The sequence below is a fragment of the Planctopirus hydrillae genome (assembly GCF_001707835.1).
In the GTDB taxonomy this organism is placed as follows: domain Bacteria; phylum Planctomycetota; class Planctomycetia; order Planctomycetales; family Planctomycetaceae; genus Planctopirus; species Planctopirus hydrillae.
Map to the genome: position 1 here is coordinate 305,359 of NZ_LYDR01000063.1, position 23,856 is coordinate 329,214.

The following is a 23,856-nucleotide window of genomic DNA, read 5'->3' on the forward strand; positions in this document are numbered from 1 at the left end:
AAAGACTGATGCTTCGACCTGTCAATTGAATGTCGTGAGACCGTTATGAATCTGCTGCTTCCATGGCCTCTCCGGGTTTTTCGAGCAAGTATTGCAGCCTTGGGTTTAGTGATCACAGCCAGTTTTTCCATGGCACTGGCCCAGACTGAGACGGTCGTCGCCGAACAGAATGCTGCTGCACCCACTCAGAAAGAACTGGAACTGGCGGAAGAAAGAGTCTTTCGGCTGGCGACTTCACTGATTGCCCCCTCAATTGTGCGGATTGAAACCGTCGGTGGATTGGATGAAGTGGATGGCATTCTGGCGGTCAATGGCTCGACCACCGGCGTGATCGTCGGAAGTGACGGCTGGATTGTCACAAGTGCTTTTAATTTCATTTCGAAACCCACATCAATTCTGATCACACTTCCCGATGGCCGGAAGTTTCCCGCCAAGCTGACTGCCACAGATACACTGAGGATGCTCGCCTTATTGAAAATTGATGCCAGCGAACTCCCCACACCCATCATTGCCCCGCCTGAATCTGTAGAAGTCGGTGCCTGGGCTCTGGCTTTGGGGCGCTCGTTATCGCCGGATCAACCCAGTGTTTCAATTGGAGTCATCAGTGCCAAAGAGCGTGTCTGGGGAAAGGCGATTCAGACCGATGCCAAAGTCTCTCCAGTGAACTACGGGGGCCCTCTCATCGATCTCGAAGGTCGTATGACAGGCCTGCTGGTCCCTCTCTCACCTCAATCGCAAACTGTTTCTGCAGGCTTTGAGTGGTACGATTCTGGAATCGGCTTTGCCATTCCCGCAGCGGATGTGATGCAGGCCTTACCCCGGATGCAGGCTGGCGAAAATCTGCGGCCAGGACTGATGGGCATCTCGTTCGCCGGAAACGATCTTTCTGGTGATGCCCCTGTGGTTGAAAGAGTCCGCTTTCAATCACCGGCTTCTGCAGCAGGAATTCTCGTCAATGATGTGATTGTTGGGGCTGATGGCATCCCTATTGCCAGACTGGGAAATCTCAAGCATGTCCTCGGACGCAAGTATGCCGGCGATCAACTCCGGCTCAAAATCCTGCGTAAGAACGAACCGCTGGAAGTGACGATTCCGCTGGTGGCCGAGATTCCTCCCTGGGATGAGGCGACGGCTGGCTTTCTGCTCAAACGAAACTCATTATCGACAAATGCCGAATCGGAACCAGAAAAGCTCATCGTCAGAGCGGTCTTTCCGAACAGCCCGGCCATGTCAGGTGGTCTCCTGGCTGGTGACGAAATTCTCGCCATCGATGGGGAGTCTGTCGCGACTGCTGATTCACTGCGAAAACTTCTGGATCGACGCAAACCTGGAGACCAGCCTCGGTTCACTCTCCGCCGCCAGAATCAAAATAATCAGCCAGAAGAAGTGCAGGTTTCCATCACGTTGAAAGGTCAGCCATTCCCAGTCCCTGGAGAACTTCCTGCTGTTGCTAATGAAAAGCCTCTGGCTGAAGGCGAGAACGTTCCCAAAGCCAAAGGCCGCTTTCTTGAAAAACTCGCGGTCAACGGCCGTGAATACTGGGGCTATGCTCCTGCCAGTGCGACTGGTCAGCAGCCGCATGGGTTGATTGTCTGGCTGCATCCCTCAGGAAACTCGATGGAGGCGGCTGTGCTCAAAAGCTTGAAGGTGGAATGTGACCGCCGCCAGATCATGCTGGTAGGCCCCAAAGCTGAGGGGAAGGGCTGGACTCCCGAAGATGTCGATTTCGTCAAAGCACTGGTGGAACATCTGCAAAGTGAATACCCCATTGACCCCGGGCGGATTGTGGTGATGGGACAGACAGATTCCACGAAACTGGCCTCTTTTCTGGTCTTTAAAGATCCTGCGATCTACCGTGGAGCAATTCTTGTGGGTGGGCCCACTGCCGGGCAGCCACCCGAGCGGGATCCTGCTGCCCGGCTGCACCTGAACCTTACTATTCCCGAAGGAAGCCGTTCTGCCGATGGTCTCAAAAAGCTGGTCGAATCTCTCAAGAAGCAAAAATCAGCGATTTCAACCATTTTTGTCTCTGGCGACGGAAGTGAGTTCCCGGATGGAACATGGTCCGAGCAAATTGGCATCTGGATCGATCAGATCGACCGTTTTTAGCGGATTTCGATAGAGATCACCGGCCAAGACTTCCAGACAACGAGTCAGCGATGATATGCAAAAATCCTGATCAGTCTGACTCATTCGAGTGGGAATCTGTCGTACAACGCGCCACAATAAAGGATGTATTGTCACCCTGCCGTTGATTCAGGGTTGCTGCTGAGAGATCCAGCACCACCTTGAACTGATGAAAATTCTCTCCCGCCAGGTAAGTTCGATGTCTGCTGCAGATCCATTTAACGATCCTCTTGGGGCTCGAGAAGCGGAGCAAAAGTCATCTGCTACCCATCGCGAGACAGTAGATCCAGTCGAGAACGCGAAATCGAATATTGAAGAAAAACTTCTTCGTAGCCCTTTAGGCTCGGTGGCATTGAATCGCCGCCAATTTCTCGGAAGAAGTGCTCAACAGGCCGCCAGCGTGGCCGCCACTGCGACGGGGCTGGCAGTTGCCTCAAATAACGTCGCTTCGGCAACAACTCCCGGTGTCTCAGGCAATCCGGTATCCAATCCTCACACAGGTTCCACAGAACTTGAACCGTCAACGGGCGTTCGGTCGATCGATCAACTGCTGCGAATTGGGATTATTGGGCTCAGAAATCAAGGACAGTTACTTCTCAAAGAGTTTGCGAATCTTCCACAGGTCGAAATTGTCGCTCTCTGCGATGTCGACACCAGGCAGTTTCGCCCCGCGCAGGGTTTATTGACTCGACTGGAGCGACCGCCAGCCAGAGAAGTCGGCCAGTGGCAAGAACTGGTGAACGATCCATCGATCGATGCCATCATCGTGGCGACGCCTGATCATTGGCATTTCGCGATTGCGAGTGCAGTTCTCACTGCCAGAAAAGATCTTTATCTCGAAACACCCGTGACACTCAGACCAGCAGATGCCGCGTTTCTCGCTGATCTGGCCATGGCGAACGGTTGTATTGTTCAGACCGGGCTGATTCATCGATCCAGTTCGATGTACCAATCGGCGATCAGAGCAATTCAAAGTGGTGTCCTTGGAAAAATTCCTCTGGTCCGTTCGTGGGTCACTCACCAAAGGCCTGTGATCGGCCAGCGTGCCCCTGTCTCCACTCCTGCAGGAGTCGATTACCTGTCATGGCTGGGACCGGCACCTCTGTCACAATTCCATCCCAATCGCTTTCACCAGAACTGGCAATGGTTCTGGGATTATGGGAATGGCGAACTGGGTGCCTGGGGTGTCCCTCTTCTGGATGTGGCTTTGTGGGGCATGCAACTTGGGCTTCCTCAGGAGATCCGTGCCAGTGGTGGCCGGTTGATTGCCCGGGATGATGGGGAAACTCCCGACACCTTAATGGTGGAATACAATTATCCTCAAACGAAACTTCTCTGGGAGCATCGCAGTTGGTCTCCGCATGGATTGGAAGGCCGCAGTGCCGCCACAGCCTTTTACGGCGAAAAAGGAACTTTGATCATCGACCGCGGCGGTTGGAAAATCTACGGCACAGGAGCCAACCAGAGTGGTGAACCTCAACCGCTCTGGAATCCTCATCTGGCAGATTTCGTGACTTCTATCCAGCAGCGAAAACAGCCAGCCGCGAATCTGACTGTGGCAGCCAGCAGCACAGCGCTGGCTTTATTAGGAAATGTCGCCTATCGCACCGGCGAGACGATTCGTCTGACAAGCGAGCAAACGCTGAGCGAATTGCCCAGGGTTGACCGCCAGTTGCTGACACAACAGCCGCTGATCGATCGATGAATCCTTCGCACTCATCAGGAAGCTTCAACATCAAGTCGACAGTCACAGTCTCTGAGGCTCAAGGTCACCTTAGAAAGCCTGCTGTCCCTGCTGGCCATCGACTCGGTTACGGGCGTTGGTATTCAGACGTTGAATGACCGATGACCCTGTATCCAGTCCATCGCGACCACCTTCGTAGAAGAATCGTGACAGTTCGATGATGGCAGGCCCCATCAGGAACAGATAGACCGCCGGCATCAGGCAGAGCACAGTGGGGAAGAGCAGGCGAAATGTGGCCCGATTCCCTTTTTCTTCGGCACGCTGTTTGAGACTTTCACGCATCGTTTCTGCATATTCCGCCAGGGCACCACTGACGCTCGTCCCCATCCGGGAAGTCTGCATCAACAGCGACGTAAACGAGTGAACTTCCGGGACGTCAACACGCTGGCTGAAGTTTTTCAGCGCCACGTCCATCGAGCCAATTCTCGATTGTTCGTTGATGATCTTCAGTTCCTGTTCCAGGGCAGGATAGGCACCTTTCATTTCGACGCGAATACGTTCCAGCGATGCAGGGACCGTCATCCCCTGGCTGACACACATGTTCAACATGTCGAGAAGATCGGGCATGGCTTTTTCGATCTCATTACGGCGGTCGCGTGCCTGATTGCGAACCATCAGTCGCGGAAGCGACCAGCCGAGGATCGGCATAAGAACAATGGCACCAATGACAATCGGCTCAAATCGCGGAGGTACGAACAGCAGCAGTACGCCGCAGAAAATCATAGGGAGCATCATCGCCAGATAACGAACGGCAGAAAAGTTCATCACGGCGCGCGGCGAATAATAGCCCGCAGCATAGAGATCTGACCGGATGGAATCCTGGCGGCTTCCCGCTTCCGGCAAGAGCGAGGCCAAAGCGGGCGTTAATGCACCAAATGTCATCTCGCCCCGATTGAGCGAATCCGGCAGGTCTTCTGCCAGCACTCGAGGCAAGCCGCGGTTACGATCTCGATAAGTGCTCGATGAATCGACAAAAAGTTTTTCATTCTCCCAGCGGGCAGGGCCACCCGTATTCGCTTTGCCCGAAGGAACAGAGGCTGTTTTGAGAATACTCAGACCTTCGGTGACGTCGGCAATATCTTGAGTGACCGGCTTCGCGTCGAGTTGAACTGTGGACGGTGTTGTGATGGGTGCTTCTGGCGCTGCGGAATTGGCTTTCGCCAGCGACCACTGGGACTGATCGGCTTGAGAGTTCTCTCTGACAATTTTTCTGCGGGCACTCAACCAGCGCCTGGCCAGACGGTAGACAAGGATCAGGCTGATGATCCCCATGGCCAAGAACATCAGATTTGTAAAAGTTAAAGGAAACATGTCTTCTATTCCTTAGCCTGCTCAGAAAAATACTCTCCGGCAGATTCGGTCGACTCTGGACAACTTCGATGAATTCGACGACTGGGACCGCTCAACAGCATTCGACAATCCGGCAGAGTTCTTATGTTCGCTGGCTATCCCGCAAAATTCTTAACACCCAGATCGTTCCGATGATGGTCAGCGTAAAGGCAACAATCGTTCCATTACGACCCCATGAGCTTCCCATCAATTTGGAGAAATATTCCGGGTCTCGTACCGTAAAGAAGACGAGTACACCTGGTGGCAATACAACCATGAGTAGAGCTGTCGCGCGGCTGGCCGCCGTCATCGCACGCAACCGGCCCAGATACTGAAGTCGATCACGGATTGTTTTCGAAAGCTGTTCAAGCACCCAGACCAGATCACCACCCGTCTGCTGATGAACGCCGAGTGTCATACAAAACAGACGCAAAGTCATGAGGCCCGTACGATCCGGCAGGTCGGCGACAGCATCCCGCATCGGCATCCCCATCTGCATTCGCCGCACACACAATTGCAATTCATCACCGAGAGGTGAGGGCGTATCAGCAGCCACAAGTTGCAGACACTGCTCGACACTCCGGCCTGTCGTCGCAGCACGCGCCAATTCTTCCAACATCGCTGGCAACTGGCCCAGAATCTGGTTTTGCCGACGCGATCGAACATACATCAGGAAGAAAACTGGGAGTAGAAAACCGACAACAGCCGCCAGTGCGGTCGTCAGAAAGTTTTCCTGAAGGACAAAGATCAATCCCCCCACGGTAATACCACCGAGGAGGCAGAGCATCAGCACGATTCCAGGCGAAATCCCAAGCCCTGACTGCATCATCAACTGATCAAACCAGCGATTGAGTCGCTCACCAGAGCCACTGGCCTGTGGCTGGGCGAACTCTTCACGCGGCTTCAGAATCGATGAGAAATCGACTGGCCGATCAGCATTTGTAATGGTTGAAGAAGCCATAGAACTACAACCTTGAAATCAATCACAGCACAGTTCGAATCACTTAAAATTAGCAGTCAGTTGGCTTATGCAGAGTAGGGGGCATCATTCGACTGACTTCCCAGTTCGCGGGCACTGAAGTTCATATTGGGAACTTCGTAGCCACGAGCAGCCAGTTTCTTGAGCATCTCTGGTTCGTGGCCTGTCGCGTAAAAAGCCCCGCGAGCGCGACCGTCACTGCCGATACCTGTCATCCGATAGACATAGATATCATTTAGCTCATAGATACCGTCATGATATCCGGTGAGTTCGCTGATACGCATCACTTTGCGTTCACCGGTTCCTAATCGCGTAATATGAACGAGAATCTGAATTGCGTTCGCAATGTATTGCCGGGCTACGCTGTGCGGCAGATCCACACCAGCTAAAGCGACCATCAGCTCCATACGATCGAGGGCATCGCGCGTATCGTTGGCGTGAATGGTACTCATCGAACCATCGTGGCCTGTGTTCATCGCCTGGAGCATATCGAGCACTTCACCGCCACGGGCTTCGCCGACGATGATCCGATCAGGACGCATACGCAGACTGTTTTTCAGGAGATCACGCTGAGTGATTTCCCCACGACCTTCAATGTTTGGCGGGCGAGTTTCGAGCGAAACGACATCTTTCTGCTGCAATTGGAGTTCCGCTGTCTGCTCGATCGTCACCACACGTTCGGTTTCCGGGATGAAGCGCGAGATGTTATTGAGCATGGTGGTTTTACCAGCACCCGTACCACCACTCACCACAATGTTCAGACGTCCGCGGACGGCAGCGATCAGAAAATCGGCCATTTCCTGTGTCAATGTATGCATACGCACCATGTCTTCAAAGACCACAGCACGCGAACGAAACCGTCGAATCGAAACCGTAGGGCCACGCAAGGCTAGGGGAGGAATCACGGCATTCAGTCGTGAACCATCGGGAAGTTTGGCATCGACCATCGGAGAGACTTCGTCAATTCGACGACCTGTGCGCCCCACCATGCGATGGATAAACTGCATGAGATGTTCGTTATCGGCGAACTGAATATCTGTCCGTTCGATGAGTCCGTTACGCTCCACAAATACCGTATCAGCACCGTTGATCAGCACGTCGGTCACATCGGTATCGGACATCAGCGGTTCAATCGGCCCGAAGCCATAGATCTCATCCATGATGGCAGTGACCATAATGTCACGGTCATCGGCTGGAATATTCGCCTGCTGCTGCTGACAAAGATGGTTTGCCAGCGCTCGTAACTGAGCGCGCAGATCGGCTTCCGGCAGGTCACTGGCCTTGGAAAGATCGATGGCATCGATCATCTGGCGGTGAATGCGGGTCTTCAGGACTTCAAACTCCTGACGACGATCTTGCACCCGATTTCCAGAGGAGTTCTGCAGGTCAGCGATCATGGAAAAACCCTCGACAATGGTCGCATTGGATACGGGATGCACATCGAAAAACTACAGGTAGCACGAATGAGGATCTCAGTTCGTGAGCCTTAACTGATACAAATACTGCGGTTGGCTGGTTTGCTGTCTGGGATCGGAAACATCGACGAGCGCTGTACGTGTTGCCATCACAGAGGGCTGGACGATGACTTCGCATCTTCCACCTTTCTCGTCAATCACTTCCAGAATGCGCACAACAGCCAGAGAGACTGCAGCCACCTGGAGATCAGTCTTCACGCGAGTCGTCTTTGATTCCGACTCGTTTTTGCCATTGTTCGAATCAGATGTCCCTCCGGCATTGAACAAAACCACAATCCTGTTCTGTCCAATCAATGATGTCAGTGCATCGCGTTCGGCCGTCTTCAGATCGATCAAAGAGGCCGGCATACTCAGACTGACATTTGTTGACGACGCTGAAGTATCCTGAGTCTCTGAATCCTGCTTCTCTTTCGATTCAGCCAACATCGCCTTGCGAGTGGTTTCAACGGGAAGACGAAGTTCACCATTCCATTGGTGCAGATTTTCGCCATGCACCCCTTCAACGATCTGTGATGCCACCAGATCAGTATTGAAGTCACTTCCCAGGTCGAGCAAGACGACATTAGTCACGGCTGAACTGGAAGATGTCGGCAAGCCAAATGTCAGCTTGAGTTCCGGTAATCCATCAGCGCCACGACTGATCGTTGAAGTCGTCTCGTCGTAAGACCATTCATCGGGCCCACCATTTTCCGTGATCGCCTTCTGCCATGTCTGGTCGACGGAACCAGTCCCTTCACTTCTCATGATCGCCATCGGCAACAGAGGAGTACTCGATCCGTCAAGAGGCCTGATCCCAACCACGGGACTCAGCAGACTGGCTTCGGCATGAGTGGAAACATCACCCCAGGGGAGACCTGTGGCCCCCACTACGAACAACCCCACCGGATTTTCACGAAATCGGGTTCGTTCCCCAAACACCACCACACTTGTTGGAGATTCGTCTGTCTCCACAAATCGCGTATTTCGCGAGAAGACCACGTTGTCACGGGATGTGGTCAATTCTGTCGGTGCGAGAACTTGAGTGGAGTCGTCAGGTGATGAAACATCAGCCTGTGGCGGACGATCGACATCACCTGCATCGTCACCTGTCGATTCAAGTTTGCCCAGCCGGATATCGCCCTGAAATCCCTGATTCAGTTCCAGTGGCTCACCCGCGACAAGATTGAGTGAAGCGACATGAGCGGCCTGGTAACGAGCTGTTTCGAGATAAGAGGGATCAGGTTTCTCTTTGAGCAGTTCATCGCTGGCAAGACTTCTCGCTGCAGCCAATGCGGCTGTTTCAGCGCCGGTTTGAAGCTCGACTCGAGCCGCCTCAATCCACAAACGATCACAAATCAGTGCCAGCATCAACATCACCACGACCAATGCCACGGCAAATGCCGGAGTCGTAAAACCCCGGCGATTGCAGCGGCTGATCATGCTGATTCGTGCAGTTCTCATAAACGTTCAAAACTCATCCAGATAAGAAAACAGGGTCGCTCGGACGTTCCGTCGAGCCACCCCGGGTGCTCATGGCATGATGTGCATCAAGGCAGCTGATTTGTCCTCGATGAACTACTGTCGGAAATTCAATAGGTTGCGAACGGCTGTCGGGGCCATATTTTTCAGTGGTGCGGGGGCATTGTTTGCACTGGGAGCATTCGGAGCGGGTGCCGGATCCTGAGCAGCAGGTACCGAGTTATCGCCACGAGGAAGTACCTGTTGACCATTATCTCTTGCGGGGGGAGGAACTTCAGTAACGTCGAGCAGTCGGCCTTGCTTGTTGAAATGCTGGACACGCCGCGCTTGACCTCGGTAAATCTCAGTCAGGAGAGGGAGCTGTGGCGGAGCAGGTGGTTCAAGACCGAGAATCTCGTTGAGTGTCACGCGTTCTGAGTTTGTGAGTGCCAATCCACCGCTGCCCGCACCATTCGGATTGAAAATCAGTGTTAATGCCCCTTTGGCCTCAGCAAGAGTAATGATATTGGCCTGGGCCTGGGTCAGTTCAAGTGTGACCCGATTCACACCACGTTCAACCCGGCTTTGGGTAAAACTGCGATTGATGGCAATGACTTTAACCCCTTCGAAGAGTCGCATTGTCACGCCGCCTTGCAAATCGGCATTTGATTGGGATTCGACAGTGAAGAGCACATCGACGTAGTTGCCGGGCTTGATCATGCCATCCACAATGCCGACCATCTCCGCGACGGAAATGGAGACCGCACGCATCCCATCGGCAACTCTCAGATCCGGGAGTTCACCGGGCTGATACAACTGACCCGCGCGAATTGGTTCGGCGGCTCGAATTTTGGTCCGCGCCACTCGACCGACAATCACACGATTCGCCAGCAGCATGTCGGGCTTCAATTGACTGTTCTGCACGGGCCCCATCCCGATATGACCTTCGGTGATCAGAGTTCCCGGTTCAATATCGGAGATTGCCATCGGCACATTGCGGGTGGCAATGACGGGCTTTTTCTCCTCACGCGCCAGAAGTGATTTTCCGATGTAGGCGACCACGAGAAGTCCCACGACACCGAACATTACCAGCGTCAGAAGAGCAGGGGTCAGTCGACGCACTTGAGGTCACTCCGTAGGAATGTCTCTTTCCTCAAGGAGGAAAAAAACGTAATGGCACATTGATCTGCAGAGCACCGGTTCGACTCGCTCTGCCATCCCACTCACTGGCCTCCGGCCAGAACACCGTGCCACCATCCTTTGCGGCCTGACAACTCTTTCGTGATATCGGGAGATATCGCCTGTTGAAGGTCTTTCACTCACGGATCATTCGTGTTTCCGAATACAAATTCTGATCAGCGAGCGAAATTCCAATTACCCACAGCAAATCCGGTGCAGCCACCGTCATTGGTACAGAAACTCCAACCGCTACGACATCTCCAGGTGTCTCGGCCAGTTGGCAGTCGACCTGCAGGCCATCCTGTAGACCTGGACTGAGGACACTTCTCACGATGGTCTCGACATCGTCGGCAGTTGTTCCCGGCAGGCTGGCTGCCCTGGCACCGGCTCGGCTGGCTTCTACCACCTGGCTACGGGCATAAAACAGCATGGAAAACTGCAGCAGAGCCAGAAGCATCAGTCCCAGGATTGGCAAAGTCAGAGCCAGCTCCATCGTGATGAAGCCCCGTCGTTTTCGACATGTGCCTGACTGACTGACCGACTTCATTTGCCGGGAATCCTAATGATTGGCGAGCCTCGGCTCGGCCTCATGGCTGGCTGCAACTGGCTGATGATCGTTAGAAACAGCCGCTGCAGGTGCTTTTTCGACTTTCCGCTGACTGATGTGCAACACAGTGGCGTCCAGAAAGAGCACGCACCATGTCGCCAGAGCAATCGGTTCGGCATAAGCCATCAGGCCACCCACTCGTCGCAAACTCTCTGTCTGAGACTTTCGCCACTTTCCATTTTCGTCTTTGAGCGTCGAGGCCCGCAGGTCTTCTCGAGTTTTCGAGACACCTCTTCGCAGCACACTCCAGATCAGCATGACGACCGATCCAATTGCCACAAAGAGAATCGTCAGTACGACCGTATAAAGCGTCAATTTCCAACCGAGCCAGACAGAGAGTGCTCCCATCAGCTTCGTATCGCCACCACCACTGGCACCAATTGCAAACAGCAGAAAGAAGAGCCCAAAGCCAATAGCGAAGCCCAGGCCTGCATCAGCCAGCCCTGGAAGACCATAGAAGACGACCTGATAGATCCATCCCAGAGCAAATGCTGGTAACGTCAACCAGTTGTAAATTCGGAAGTACCGCAGGTCGGTATAAGCCGCTGTCGTCGTCAGGACGAGCACACCGGCCAGAAACACCATCGTCTGTGGATTCATATCGAACATGAAAATGTGCCTTAACACTGATGCAGTGAGATCCGTCGAATCATTCAAACCCATGGAAATCGGAGCGCTCGAAGCTGTCGCAACCTGATGACAACGGGCTGAACAAAACATAGGTTGCGTTTTGCCAGCAGGACGAGTCGACTTTCCTGATGTTGACGTGATTCCCGAAAGCGACGGGATGGCAAAATGGCATCACTGCGAGAAAAAATTCAGGTTCTTTTGAAGTGTTCGGTTGTAGGGATTGTGCTGGCAGTTTAGGTTGCCCTCAGACAGATAAGTTCACATGCTCAAACGTGTGCTGTTTTCATAAACTCATCGATCAAAGACTGATTGAACACATGAGTTGATTGAGAATCATGTGGATTCACAGACGGCTTTCAGAAGTCTGTCGCAGCGTGAGAGACAATTGGCTCAATACGAAGGAACGTCAATGAGTTTAGAGTTGCCCTCGGCACCCATGCTTGAAGAACTGCTTTTTGCAGGCACAAAAGCCGCCCGCCTGGGTGGAGCCATGCTCGAATCGTGGAGAAGCCGCTTTACTGTCACCGAGAAGAGCCGGGCGAATCTGGTGACAGAAGCCGATTTTGCTTCGCAGAAGCTGATTCACGAGACTCTGTTAAGTCAATTTCCTGATCATAATTTTCTGGGCGAAGAAGATCTCGCCACTCGCCCCACATCGTCACCATTCCAATGGGTGGTTGACCCGCTCGATGGAACATCCAATTACGTTCACGGATTCCCCTATTATGCAGTTTCTATCGGGCTGGAGTTCGATGGGGAACTGATCGTGGGAATCATCTACGATCCCACCAGGCACGATCTGTTTACAGCCATCAAAGGACAAGGCGCTTTCCTGAATGGCCAGCGACTGTCTTGCACAGATGTCACTCGCATCGAAGACGCCATGTGCATTGCCAGCCTGCCGACGGCCACATCGACGTCCGACCCGGCCGTCAAACGATTTCTATCGATGATCGGGCGAAGCCAGACCGTCCAGAGAACAGGCTCAGCCGCACTGAATCTGGCGTATTTGGCTGCTGGCAGAATCGAGGCCTTCTGGTCATCAAGTCTCAAGCCCTGGGATATGGCTGCCGGAGTTTTGCTGGTTCGCGAAGCGGGCGGTCAAGTTTCTAGGTTAAACGGTCAAAGCTTTGACCTTTATCAGCCGGAAATCCTCGCGACGGCCACAGAATCACTCCAGGCACAGATCCGACAGATTTTCGTTGAGACGACTTGATGAGCAAATCCATCATTCCGTTAAAAGACCAGAGAACTTTGATGTCTGCCTGAACATCGGGATAGAGTTCCCATTCTTTCACAATGGAATTCGAAGAATAATCAGCGATCAAGAGCTGATTCATCGTATACTCAACATGCGATACATCGCTGGTCTTTCACCAGATAAAGCGTCGAAAACTCATCCCTCACATCATGTTACTGTCATCGTACTGCGAGAAATCCTGTCCTGGATCATGCAGGAGTTTACGACGAACTTCTGTCGAAAACCTCGTATTGTCAGTAGATCCCTTCCAACGGCAAAGAACCATCGCTTGATCTCCCGGCACCTTCTTAGTTCTGACGGAATCTGCCCTCGATCTCTCAGCCTGAGAGAACAATTCTCTTTTGGCATCACCCAATCTGCGTCAATTGGTCCAATTTGTTGGGCCGTAGTTCTCGGAATCCTGCTGTTCGCGACTGGAGAATGTTCAGCACAGAGCACAGACTTGCAGAATCCAGACTTGTCAGATACGGCGTCAGCAATCCCAACCCAGGAAACGGCACCCGCGCCTGCCATTCTGCAGGAGACCAATCAACCAACAGGGAATGGTCTTTCTTCCAAGACCAGCCAGACCAGAGAGCTCGAGCAGATTCCCGCCGAAGTGATCTATCTACCCAATGCGGCCGGGATTTTAGTCCCCGTTCCGGCAGGTGGAACTGTGGAAGGTTACGTTGAGTGGCTCAAGGCACAGCGCAGCAAAGTTAAGGCAACCAAAGCCCCCTGGAGTGTGAGTTCAGTTGAAGTGAGCGGGGTTGTTGAAAATGAACATGCTCGTCTCAAGATTCAGATCATCATGGATTCGTTGGCGAGTGATGCCCCCTTTTCCATTGCCTTGGGCTTGAACGAAGCCACATTAACTAAGATCACCCAAAAATCTCAGGTTGATCCTGAGCGGGATGCGACCGAGAGCGTTGATCAGGCCAAAGTCAACGAGATAGGCAAGCTGCTGTTTGGTGGATTCGACCGAGAAGAAGGTTATCGATGGTGGGTTGCCCGCAGTGGCCGCCATGAACTCGAACTCGAGGCCATTGTTCCCCTTCGAAAGCAATCGGCCACAACCAGGCTGCTGTTGACTTTACCCCCCTCCGCAGTGAGCCATGCCTCGCTGACGATTCCACAAGTCGATCTGACGATCAAGATGGCTGAGAGTTTCACTCAGTTACCGGCAGACGCATCGACTCCGGGTACGATTGTCGATGCTTTCGGCTTCGGCTCAAAAATGGATATTTCCTGGCAACCTGCAATCGTGCAGGCAGCCGATGCCAGCCTTGAATCATCGACCATTCTGACAGCGCGAGTGAACTCGGACTCATGTGTGATTGACGCAGTCCAACGATTGAGAGTTCCTACAGGGAATCCCGTTCAGTTTGCCATGCGCATTCCGCAAGGATTTGAACTCGTCACGATTGAGAGCCGGGATTATCGAGAGCATACCCTGGATCCGAACATTCCAAATCGAGTTCTGATCTCGCTTTCGGCCTCAACGACGGGTCTGGTGACATTGAACTGGACTGTTCGCAAAAGTATCGAACTTGGCGAAGCCATGACGATTCAGGGCTTTCAAGTCGAGAAGGCACGCCGTCAGAACGGTGAGATTGGTTTAATCGCCAGTGACGGTATTCAACTGAAAACCGATGACCTTCGCACACCTCAAATGGTACGTATGGCTGTAGCCGACTGGCAGGCCCAGAATTCCGGGGCACAGGTTTTTCGAGCTTACCGGTTTTTCGGCTCAGGGTTCCAATTGGGTATTACCCCTCAACCCGTGACTCCATACGTTGTCTGTGAACCGCAGATCTTTCTGACAGCTTCTGAAAACGAATGGAAGCTGGAAGCTGTTTATCCGGTCGAAGTTTACCGTGGTAGAATCACTTCGATGGAGTTTCATTGGCCCGGCTGGCAACGGCAGAACTGGGTGATGGAGGCGATCGAGCCTCGCGGCCCGGTGGTTGAGTCATTTATCATTGGTGGAGAGAGAAGGACCCTCGGTGGACTCGATTCTCCTCCCCGCAATCGAACCAATCCTGAAGTCGAGGCCGGGGGCTCAAATTCAAATCTTACAATTGTCCTGTCATCTCCACGCAGTGAAAGGTTTACGATTCGCTTGCGTGCACGCCGGATGTTCGATGCAGGGAGTACGTCACAATTTATCACGGTCCCTATGCCACTGGATTCGGCACAGGTACCGGCAACGCTGGTGATCGCGAACAGTGAAAATATTGAAAGCACCATTCAAACCAGCAGTGGTGTGCCATTGCGATCTCCTGCGACCACGACAACCCAGGATCTGCTCTGGCCCGCAGGGCTGAATTCATTGCGTCACACGGTCTATCGACTTCCTGCAGAACTCAATGACCTGCGCGCCACGATTCAGCCCCAACCTCGCAAAATCAGTGGAACCTCTCAGACATCGATTGTTCTGCAAGATCGACAACTCCGCATCGATCAATCTTTACAACTGAAAGTTCAATACGAACCACTCGAAGCGTTGTTATTGAAAGTTCCAGAAGAGATTGTTGACCGTTGTGAGTTTCGCCATGAGAAAGGCGAATTGTTGCCAAGTGTCTGGGGGCCACTATTGCCCAGCGGACACCGACAGGTGCAACTGAATTTTCGAACTCCCGTTCTGGGGAGTTCGACCGTGAAGGCGACCTATTCGTTTCCACTTTCCGATCAAGCCACAAAGATCGAGCCTGTCAAAGTACGGCTAATTACCCCCGTTGACTTTTCAATTTCGTCCTCGACTGTCGAGTATCCCAAAGGCCAGGCACTGGCACCCACCAGCCCGATTGCCGGTTGGAGATCAAACTCATCTCCATCATCACCGCATCAGTGGATCAGTAATGAGGGCGTGGATTCCATCACCTTGCGTCTGGAACCTGGCAGTGAACTGGACGGAGATCGACCCGATGTTGATGAGTGCGTGAACACTGTCATCTGCGATGAATCGGGAAAAGATTTATGGACCACAAGCATACTGCTTTCGTCTTCCGTACCGAACCTGATTATCGAGCTGCCCGGGAATGCACAATCTCCCCGATTTTTCTGGAATGGGCAGGAAGTGCCTCCCGTTTCCACAACCATGACCACACCCGAGGTCAAGACTTACACACTCCTCAGGCCCAATACCACTCGATCGGAAACTCAATCCAGTCAACGTGTCTTTCCGAATCCGAATACAGGTTCTCAACTCATTGCGGGAAGTAACAATCCTCTCCTCTTGCAAGTTACATGGTTGAGCCAGACGCCCGTATCCAGCCGCTGGTCGAGTGAAATCCAACTCCAGGGAGCCAAACTTCCATTCGTGAACTGGTCAGGCCAGAGTTATTGGGACGTAAGGCTCTCTGGAAATCAGTACTTACTGAATTATTCCCGTAAGCTCTCCCCATTGTTTCGTTGGCAGAGACAAGGTTTATTCTGGAGACGAAATTCTCCAGCGATTCCGATTTCAGAAGGGTTTCACGAGTACGCCCAGCAGCTTCAGACCACGTTAACGCCCTCCGTGCAGAGGTCAGCAAATCCCGACTCGCTGCCCGTCGATTTGAATCGTTATCTGTTCACGGAGTTTGGACGTCCGGAAACCCATCAGATTGCCACCATCAGCATGCCACTGATCGTCTTTTTGGGTGCCGGGTTTGCATTGGCTACCGGTTTTCTATTGCTGCGGATCCCCAGATTACGTCAACCAATCCCTCTTCTCATGTTTGTCTTTGCGATCTCACTGGTGGGACTTTTCCAAATGCCAGTCCTGCAACTCCTCGCTCAACCCATCATCATCGGCTTGATCTTTCCGATCCTCGCAATTCTTCTTGAGCGCTGGTCAGCTTATCGTCACGGACAATCGATCCTGACACTTTCTCATGATTCGACAGGCAGCTATCGAGCAGCAAGTGCAGAACCATCAATGACGGCCCTGTTCTCGAATGATGGTTCGACGCAGTATCGACGCCCGCAGTTGACACCAGCCTCAGAAGGTGAGCGAGGGTTGTCATGAGAAGGTGGGGCCTCGGTGACTGGTTGCTGGTTTCAATCTTTGTGTTTTCTGGCCTCATCAAGGGATTGGCGGCAGACGATCTGAGCTTACAGCGGATTAATGTGCCTGCCAATCAGCCCGAACAGTGGCCGAAGGGCAACTGGAGTGCCATTCCCAGAGAAGAGTTTGCCGATTGGCTTAAGAAGATCGAAGAAAAGAAGTCACGCCCGACTCGCAGTCGGCTCCATAAAGCCATCTATCACCTAAAAGTCGTCGATCATCGACTGGAAGGGACATTTGAACTGAATCTGGCAGGGACATCGTTGCCAGCAGGCGAACTTCTCGATTTAACTCCGGTGAGTCTCGCTGTCAAAAAAACCAGTTGGAAAAGTGGCCAGCCAGCAGTATTGGGCTTGGCTGGCAACGATCGGCAATACCTCTGGATTGATGGCCAGAGAAATGTCAGCAACGATCCACTCCAAGGGGAGTGTCTTGTCTCGGGAACACGGCTCCCTCAAAGCCTGTTTTTTCGCTTAGGTCTCTTCCCGGCTGACTTGACTCAGGTCCATCTGGAAGTTCCTCAGGGCTATGAACTCGCCTCATCAGCAGGGGTTTTAACTCGTGATAAGCCTCAAGACGAGAAATCATCTCAATCCATGCTGCTCAGCATGGCTGGCCTGGCTGAATGTGAGCTGACATTCACGCGTAAGCCAGATCAGAACGTTCTGACAAATCATCTCATCTACGAAGAAGATGTCACTGCTCTCATTCGTGAAGACGAACTGCGCTTTTTGACGACCTTGAGCATCGAGACACCAGATCGAGTTTCCGTTCGCGAACTGAAAATCAAGCTTCCAGAAAATTTTGAAATCATTTCGGCAACCCTTGGAGCAGATACAGTTCTTCCCTGGAAACGTTCCGCCAACCCAGCCACTGATTCTTCGATTGTACTGACATTACCGGCTCAGACATCCGGGCGATTACGTGCCATTCGTCTGGAGGGGACATTGCCCGGGAATGTCCTGCCGATGGTTTCGATCCCACAGGTCGAGTTGGCCCATGCGACACTTCTTCGGGGAAGAGCGACTGTTTCCGTGATTTCACCATTACAGGTTCGAAATGTGGACATGGAAGGCTATCGCGAATCGGGCCCGGTGACCGTGACTGCCGATGGTGAAGTTTTCACTTACGATCGGCAAGCGCTCAACTCCTCGCTCAAACTCGAGATTCGACGCCCCATTCCCCGATTTACAGCGACTTCATCAACCATTCTTTACGGTTCGCTGGATCACTGGAGGATTCAGAGTCATGTCGACTGGCAGGTCTCCAGTGGAGCCTTGCAACAGGCTGTGGTTTCCGTGCCTCCTGGCTGGGATATCACAGAAGTGACAGGCGAAGACGAATCCTCACGCCTTGCCGATTGGGAAGTCCAACGGGATTCGACGAGATCTTCGCTCATCATGTTGGAATTCGCACTCCCTGCTTCGCCAGGACAACCCAGGCGAATCCGCATTTCGGCACGCCGTTCATTTCCCTCCACACCGGGAAAAATTCCGATACCGGCGATTAAACCATCGAATGCCGAATCGACGGACTATCTTCTCGCAGTGAAGGTAGAATCGGCTGGAAAAGCAGTTCCAGGTGCGAATTCACGCTATGAATCAACAGCTTTACCCACTTCCATCGACCCCAGGTATGTGCGGGACATCCAGAGCTTTTCTACGTCACTGAAACCTGAAGATTTCTCGTGGTATCGTGCAACAGACCCACAGGTGACGGGAGATCTGGAATTCAGCAGTCAACTGACGCCACTTAAAACGACTGCTCAGGTGCTGGTCACGGCCCACGAGGCTTTGATTCACGAGCTTTTTGTGCTGAATATCACTTCCGAAGGGCCACCACCTCAAGAAGTGCTGATCTTCCTTTCTGAACCTGGAGAGGATATCAACTGGCTGGCTTTCCAAAGTGAAGAGGCCACCCGACTCGAATCCCGGAGAGCGAATAACCGCACATATGCCGAATGGGGTTATCCGGAAACTGGTGAGCTATGGCTGCTGACCTGCAAAGAGTGGTCTCAAGGCCCACTGACAATCGTCGGCTCACGTCAGCGTCCTCAGGAAGCAGCGACCATTGGACTGGCCTTCATGCCTCAGGCCACTCAATTCGAGGGTCATGTCTTTGTGGATACGAGTTCTCTCCAAGGGGACGAGATTGTTACCACATTGACGGGTTCAGAGACTCGGCCCGATTTGAATGTGCTGAAATTCCTGCCTCTGTGGGAGAATCGCACCGAGCATGAGACACAAGCGAGTCCCATTCTTCCGAATGAGCCATTGCCTGCTGCTCAAAAGGAAAACTCTCAAGAACTCATCTGGAAAACTTTTGAGTATCGCCTGCTCGATTCACAACTGAAACTGCAGAGCCCCCTCACGACAGCCGAACTGAATGGCCCGATTCCGGCTGAACTTTTCATCACAGCCCAGTTGCCGGCAACACTGGGGGGAATCGGTCGAGTTCAACTGGAGTATCGACTTCCCGCGAACCGCCAGTCCCGACTCTTCAACGTGAACTTACCAGAGGGTTGGCGACTCAAATCGATTCGTTGTGACGGTACCAATCTGCCCTTGGAAATCGTGAACCAGGCACTGCCGAATACGGAGACAATTCGCTGGAATCGACTCGAACTGGAAATCGAAGGTATCGTTGGGCAGCAATGGCTCAGGCAGCAAATGGAATTGCCCCTGCCCAAGACAACTCTGGTGATCCTGAGCGGAACAATGACACTCCAGATTCCACCTCAAGTCGATGTTTCCGGGATCTCAGCCGGCTGGTTTCCTCATCAATCCACTGCACCTCCCTGGACCGAGCGGTGGTTTGGTCCACTGGGCAGGAAGAGTTCCGAAAACATCTTTGACCCGCTCAGTCGCCCTGTTTCAAAACTGATTGCCGGTAAGGAAGCCACCCGTCAGGCAACGGCCGGGATGTCAGATCAACATCCAGAAGATCTGGCGGTGAACCCGACACAATGGAAAACGTTCTGCTTTTCACTTCCTGAGATGGACCCCACGGGAACGCCATGGAACACAGCGATCAGCCCTTCAGCAGTTCGACGGAATGATCAAATCGAAAAATCTGACTCGACGTCGATCATATCCAGCAGTTCGACACCCCCAATTCGATTGACGTTTTTTAATCGAAATGATGTTCAGCAGGCGAACTGGGCCATCCTCCTGGGGACCATTCTTGTGGGAGTCGTGGTGATTGCCTGGTTCCCTCGAAAAGGGGTCATGGCGATTTTCCTTCTGGGAGTGACCACTGCCGCCATCCATCCCTGGTGGGGCCTGTTCGAACAATCGCTCACGGGATCTTTCCTGACAGGCATCCTCTTACTCCTGGTGATTCCACCTCGCCTGTGGACATATCAACTCGCTGCTCCCTCCGCGAGCACCGTCCCTGCCGGCAGTACGTTGAGCTATCGCCTGCCCATACAATCCATGGTGATTTTGCTGGGAACCGGAATCTGGTGGAGAGTCCTGGCTCTCGGGTGGATTGTCGGCTTGCAGATGCTGCCTGCCGCCGCCAATCAACTCACGCTGCCTCTGCAGAACGTGGTTGGTATCGAAGCCGAAAGAGAACAGGAAGGTACAGCAACATCCGAAAACAGCACGGAGAGTCTTCGCCCGCTACCGACGACAATCGATCCCGATGATTCCAAGGGGCCACTTCGAAGTGAAGAGACTCAGTTATGGGAACTGCTGGTTCCGGTCGACGCTCAGGGGAATCCAGCGGCAGAACTTCCGCTGGTTTATCTGCATCCCGAAACCGCAAGACGCCTCAAAGCCATGGCGATCGATATCCCGGCAAGACTCGACACTTTACTGGGAAATGCCAGCTATGTGGGGAAATGGGGGCCGGGAAAGCAGGTGATCTTTGAAGTGACCTGCGGCCTTTGGGTGCTCCCCGGTGCCAACGAGCCAGAAATCAAAATCCCTGTTCCCAACAGATTTCTGGGTGGGAGAAATTCGGTTCTTCTGGATGGCTCACCGGCCAGTGTGCAGCGTTCTCAGGAGAACGACCAGATTCTGCTGCTCAAATTGCCTGCTCAAGTCACAACGGAATCACCGGTCTATCACGAGTTGAAACTTCAAATTCGTCCAGCACGAATCGACAATCATGCAGGATTCTCGCAAGTGGTTCCCTTATTAGGAACATTACAGTCAGAGTTCACGTGGCCAGATTTCAAGCCAGATGAGCTCCGCTTTTCAACAGGCACGTCGATGGCATCCTCTGCGGATTCATCAGACTTCCGACAGTGGCTGGGACCATTGAGGCAGATTTTTCTGCAAACTGCCGTTGATGCCAAGGCGGATAGCGCTGCGCAGGTCAGCAATCATCCCGTGGAGCAGACCCACCGTGAACTTGTAAATGTCATCGCGACAATTCATCCGGATTCGATTCAGATCACCCATCAGAGCCGCATCTGGTTAAAGCAAGAGACGATTCAATCCTTAAGATTGCCAGTTCCCAAAGAGATCGTCGTTCGCTCATTGCGATCGGATCGATTGTTGCACTGGTATCGGGAAATCGGATTGGAGTCGGATTTCCTGCATCTCGAACTGCGCTCCGTGGCAGAGCCTGCACTGTTATCAGAGACCATTGAAACGGGTGCATGGGTCAGCATTGAATTGTTGGCGATATTGCCCAAACAACCATCTCAGCAGGCAATCATTCAACTGAATCAATGGAAAACGACTCCAGGTGATTCAACAAACGAATGCGACTATCAATTGACGACGGACTGCCATCCCGAATTCCGATTGAGTACTCCTGCCAACCCGTCAGTCGCTTCAAAGCCGGCAGGAGTCAGTGGAAATGAAGGAACTGGAAATGCGGTGCAGTCGTTGGCAGTCTCTGCATCGAAAATCGTCTCAAGAAGCAGCAAACCATTTCAGATCGAGTTTGCTCTGAGCCCCGCCATTCCTGTCATTAAGACCATCGAGTGGCGACAATTCTGCACAGTCATCAATCAAAGGATCGAAGTTGATTACATCGCAACAATTGAAACTGATGATTACCCCATGTTCTCTCATCGCTGGTCGATAGACCGCAGACTGCAGATCGAGAATGTCTCGATCACTCAAGGCGGTGCTGAACGACTGGTACGGGTTTCCGATGAACGACGTCGCGATCAGGGCCGAACTTTGACAATGCTCCTTTCAAGCCCCTTGAAAGGAATTCATACCGTTCATATTCACGGTTCGATTTCGCTCAGAAATCAGCGAACAGTTCCTTTGCCAAAGTTTGAACTGGCTGGTGCTCCTCCTGTTCCAGGAACGTTACTCATTCGCAGTTTGCCGCAGATGGCAGTCACCGTCGACGGTATGCTGGAAAAAACGAGTAATACTGAATTTCAGTTTCCCGAGGTCAAAGGGATCAGCAATGCAGAGCGAGGTACATTCAAGAATGTGGCCTATCGGTGGAATCTTAATCAGACGCCAACATTGACAGTCACTCCCATCCTGACATCCTTCCCGGCCACCTCCATCACGTTAGTCGATCTCCAGGATGCCCAGAGAATCGGATTAAAGACGTGGATTCATCTGGATATCGCAACTCACGGCATCAACGAGAATCGTTTCGAAATTGAACTTCCATCCGCTTTAAGAGACTCAAATCACACACGCCTGACATCTGAATGGGGAAATATCCGTGAACTGGACGCACAAAACGGTCGATTTGAGCTGATTCGTCACGGTTTGACACAACCTGAAAAACCAATCTCAAAAGAAGTTCCCCGGGCAATATCAACAGAGTTGGTCATTCAATGCGAATCAGATCTTGTCCTTCCACGTGAACAGAATTGGACAATACCTCTCCCTGCGATTGATCAAGTGAGTTATCAGGAACATCTGGTGATGGTGGTTCCTATTGATGCTGATGTGAAACTTTTCAAATCGATTCCAGGTCGATCTTCGACTCCGTTCCCCGCCTGGGTGGAAAAGTTTGTTGGCAACAGCCTGAGTGACGAAACCAGTCCCATCATCAGCACAGGGCCGGAACCACCCATCCTGTCATGGGGAATGACCACAAACACAATCCCTCAGGCGCAAGCTCAGCATGTCATCTGGTTTGGCCAGCCAGGTGGAACTCCGGGAGTTTCGTATTTTCGAATTGACCCCCGCGAAATCAATCTCCAAAACCAGCAGTCGGTCCAGCTCAAGATCGCTGCGGAAATCACCCCGGATGTCGTCATTGTTAATCAAAGATTCCGGCCAATCACGAATATGCAAAGTGGGCAGATCCCTCTCGAGCTCGACCCCTCAAAGCCGAATGTCATTAAGCTCTACTGGCATCGGCGCGGGAAACCACGGACATTGGAAAATTTATGGGGACTACTGGATCCTCGAACTGCGTTCGGTTACCAGGAAATGACTGTGCCCTGCCTCGAAGGTGTCGCACCACAAGAACATCGAGTGCTGCTGGTTTCATCGCCCGAGCAGCAGGTGATGACAAACTCCAGAGATTTCTCTCGAGTGGATCATTCTGCTCCCATCAAAGTTCTAGAGTTCTTACCTCCACTGAGTAAGAACCAATCGCCCTTTCGTCGAGCGGAGGCCACCCCTCAGCGACCCAGCGATCAGAAGGCATTGACTCTTCAGAGACTGTTGACCCTGGAAGAGACGTTGCCTCCATATCTGAAGGATGATCAATCGCCGGAAGAAATGGCGATGCAAGGTGCACAGCCGATGAAACCTTCGAGTGGGCATCGCGGTGCCAGGTGGATGCTGATCGATCTCTTCGCCAAGCAGACTTTTGAGTACCGGATATCGAGCGGCAACTGGTACCGGATCAGTTGGAGTGCGGGGCTGTTGTTATTGGGAGGATACCTGTTTTCGCGGTTGAGCCCTGTCGGTCTCAGAGATTGGTTAATCGAGCACCCTCATGCCGCGTATGCACTGTTAGGGCTCGTGTGGTGGCTGGCATTTGCAGCGAGTGCTGTCGGATTTGCAGTCTGCATTGGGGCTTTGGCCAGCAGTCTCTGGAGTCGCCTCAAAAAATGGAAAACTCGATCTCAACCTGTGGCTGCATGAAACTTGAATGAACATCCCGAACATTTT

12 protein-coding genes are annotated in these 23,856 nt (G+C 52.6%); 5 read left to right on the forward strand and 7 right to left on the reverse strand.

Going from position 1 to position 23,856, the window contains the following annotated elements; all coding sequences use genetic code 11:
• Positions 1–45: 45 nt before the first annotated feature.
• Entirely contained in the window at positions 46–2,109 is a 2,064-nt protein-coding gene (locus A6X21_RS08670) for a PDZ domain-containing protein (RefSeq protein ID WP_068847181.1), read from the forward strand.
• A gap of 217 nt (positions 2,110–2,326) precedes the next feature.
• Positions 2,327–3,832: a Gfo/Idh/MocA family protein gene (locus A6X21_RS08675; protein ID WP_068847182.1), complete on the forward strand. Its 1,506-nt coding sequence runs from the start codon at positions 2,327–2,329 to the stop codon at positions 3,830–3,832.
• Positions 3,833–3,901: 69 nt separating this feature from the next.
• Here the strand turns inward: A6X21_RS08675 and A6X21_RS08680 are convergent, their stop codons facing one another.
• The 7 genes from A6X21_RS08680 to A6X21_RS08710 all read right to left on the reverse strand — a co-directional run bounded on the left by A6X21_RS08680 (position 3,902) and on the right by A6X21_RS08710 (position 11,486).
• The gene (locus tag A6X21_RS08680) at positions 3,902–5,182 is read right to left on the reverse strand and encodes a type II secretion system F family protein (RefSeq protein ID WP_068847183.1); all 1,281 of its coding nucleotides are present in this window, start codon (positions 5,180–5,182) and stop codon (positions 3,902–3,904) included.
• 121 nt (positions 5,183–5,303) lie between these two features.
• Positions 5,304–6,161 carry a type II secretion system F family protein gene (locus tag A6X21_RS08685; RefSeq protein WP_068847184.1) on the reverse strand — a complete coding sequence of 286 codons (858 nt, stop codon included), beginning with the start codon at positions 6,159–6,161 and terminating at the stop codon, positions 5,304–5,306.
• A gap of 65 nt (positions 6,162–6,226) precedes the next feature.
• Positions 6,227–7,576, reverse strand: coding sequence for a TadA family conjugal transfer-associated ATPase (locus A6X21_RS08690; protein WP_068847483.1), 1,350 nt, complete (start codon positions 7,574–7,576; stop codon positions 6,227–6,229).
• 75 nt (positions 7,577–7,651) lie between these two features.
• A complete protein-coding gene (locus tag A6X21_RS08695; protein WP_068847185.1) occupies positions 7,652–9,094 on the reverse strand; it encodes a pilus assembly protein TadG-related protein in 1,443 nt (480 codons plus the stop codon).
• A gap of 114 nt (positions 9,095–9,208) precedes the next feature.
• Complete coding sequence (cpaB, locus tag A6X21_RS08700) at positions 9,209–10,213, reverse strand: Flp pilus assembly protein CpaB (RefSeq protein ID WP_068847186.1); 1,005 nt, start codon at positions 10,211–10,213, stop codon at positions 9,209–9,211.
• 193 nt (positions 10,214–10,406) lie between these two features.
• The gene (locus tag A6X21_RS08705) at positions 10,407–10,817 is read right to left on the reverse strand and encodes a TadE/TadG family type IV pilus assembly protein (protein WP_068847187.1); all 411 of its coding nucleotides are present in this window, start codon (positions 10,815–10,817) and stop codon (positions 10,407–10,409) included.
• A 12-nt stretch (positions 10,818–10,829) separates the two neighbouring features.
• Positions 10,830–11,486, reverse strand: coding sequence for an A24 family peptidase (locus A6X21_RS08710; RefSeq protein WP_165603731.1), 657 nt, complete (start codon positions 11,484–11,486; stop codon positions 10,830–10,832).
• 430 nt (positions 11,487–11,916) lie between these two features.
• Here A6X21_RS08710 and A6X21_RS08715 point away from each other — a divergent pair, with 430 nt between their 5' ends.
• From A6X21_RS08715 to A6X21_RS08725, 3 genes are all read left to right on the forward strand, one after another.
• Positions 11,917–12,723: an inositol monophosphatase family protein gene (locus A6X21_RS08715; protein ID WP_068847189.1), complete on the forward strand. Its 807-nt coding sequence runs from the start codon at positions 11,917–11,919 to the stop codon at positions 12,721–12,723.
• Positions 12,724–13,225: 502 nt separating this feature from the next.
• Complete coding sequence (locus A6X21_RS08720; RefSeq protein ID WP_131818253.1) at positions 13,226–16,759, forward strand: hypothetical protein; 3,534 nt, start codon at positions 13,226–13,228, stop codon at positions 16,757–16,759.
• Positions 16,756–23,829 (forward strand): hypothetical protein, encoded by a 7,074-nt coding sequence (locus A6X21_RS08725; RefSeq protein WP_068847191.1) that lies wholly within the window; start codon positions 16,756–16,758, stop codon positions 23,827–23,829. The genes A6X21_RS08720 and A6X21_RS08725 overlap by 4 nt, the downstream gene beginning before the upstream one ends.
• Positions 23,830–23,856: the final 27 nt, after the last annotated feature.

Bases quoted from the DNA above. Each gene is read 5' to 3' on its own strand.
- A6X21_RS08670 (WP_068847181.1), top strand. From the start codon at position 46: ATGAATCTGCTGCTTCCATGGCCTCTCCGGGTTTTTCGAGCAAGTATT.
- A6X21_RS08675 (WP_068847182.1), top strand. From the start codon at position 2,327: ATGTCTGCTGCAGATCCATTTAACGATCCTCTTGGGGCTCGAGAAGCG.
- A6X21_RS08680 (WP_068847183.1), bottom strand. From the start codon at position 5,182: ATGTTTCCTTTAACTTTTACAAATCTGATGTTCTTGGCCATGGGGATC.
- A6X21_RS08685 (WP_068847184.1), bottom strand. From the start codon at position 6,161: ATGGCTTCTTCAACCATTACAAATGCTGATCGGCCAGTCGATTTCTCA.
- A6X21_RS08690 (WP_068847483.1), bottom strand. From the start codon at position 7,576: ATGATCGCTGACCTGCAGAACTCCTCTGGAAATCGGGTGCAAGATCGT.
- A6X21_RS08695 (WP_068847185.1), bottom strand. From the start codon at position 9,094: ATGAGAACTGCACGAATCAGCATGATCAGCCGCTGCAATCGCCGGGGT.
- A6X21_RS08705 (WP_068847187.1), bottom strand. From the start codon at position 10,817: ATGAAGTCGGTCAGTCAGTCAGGCACATGTCGAAAACGACGGGGCTTC.
- A6X21_RS08710 (WP_165603731.1), bottom strand. From the start codon at position 11,486: ATGTTCGATATGAATCCACAGACGATGGTGTTTCTGGCCGGTGTGCTC.
- A6X21_RS08715 (WP_068847189.1), top strand. From the start codon at position 11,917: ATGAGTTTAGAGTTGCCCTCGGCACCCATGCTTGAAGAACTGCTTTTT.
- A6X21_RS08725 (WP_068847191.1), top strand. From the start codon at position 16,756: ATGAGAAGGTGGGGCCTCGGTGACTGGTTGCTGGTTTCAATCTTTGTG.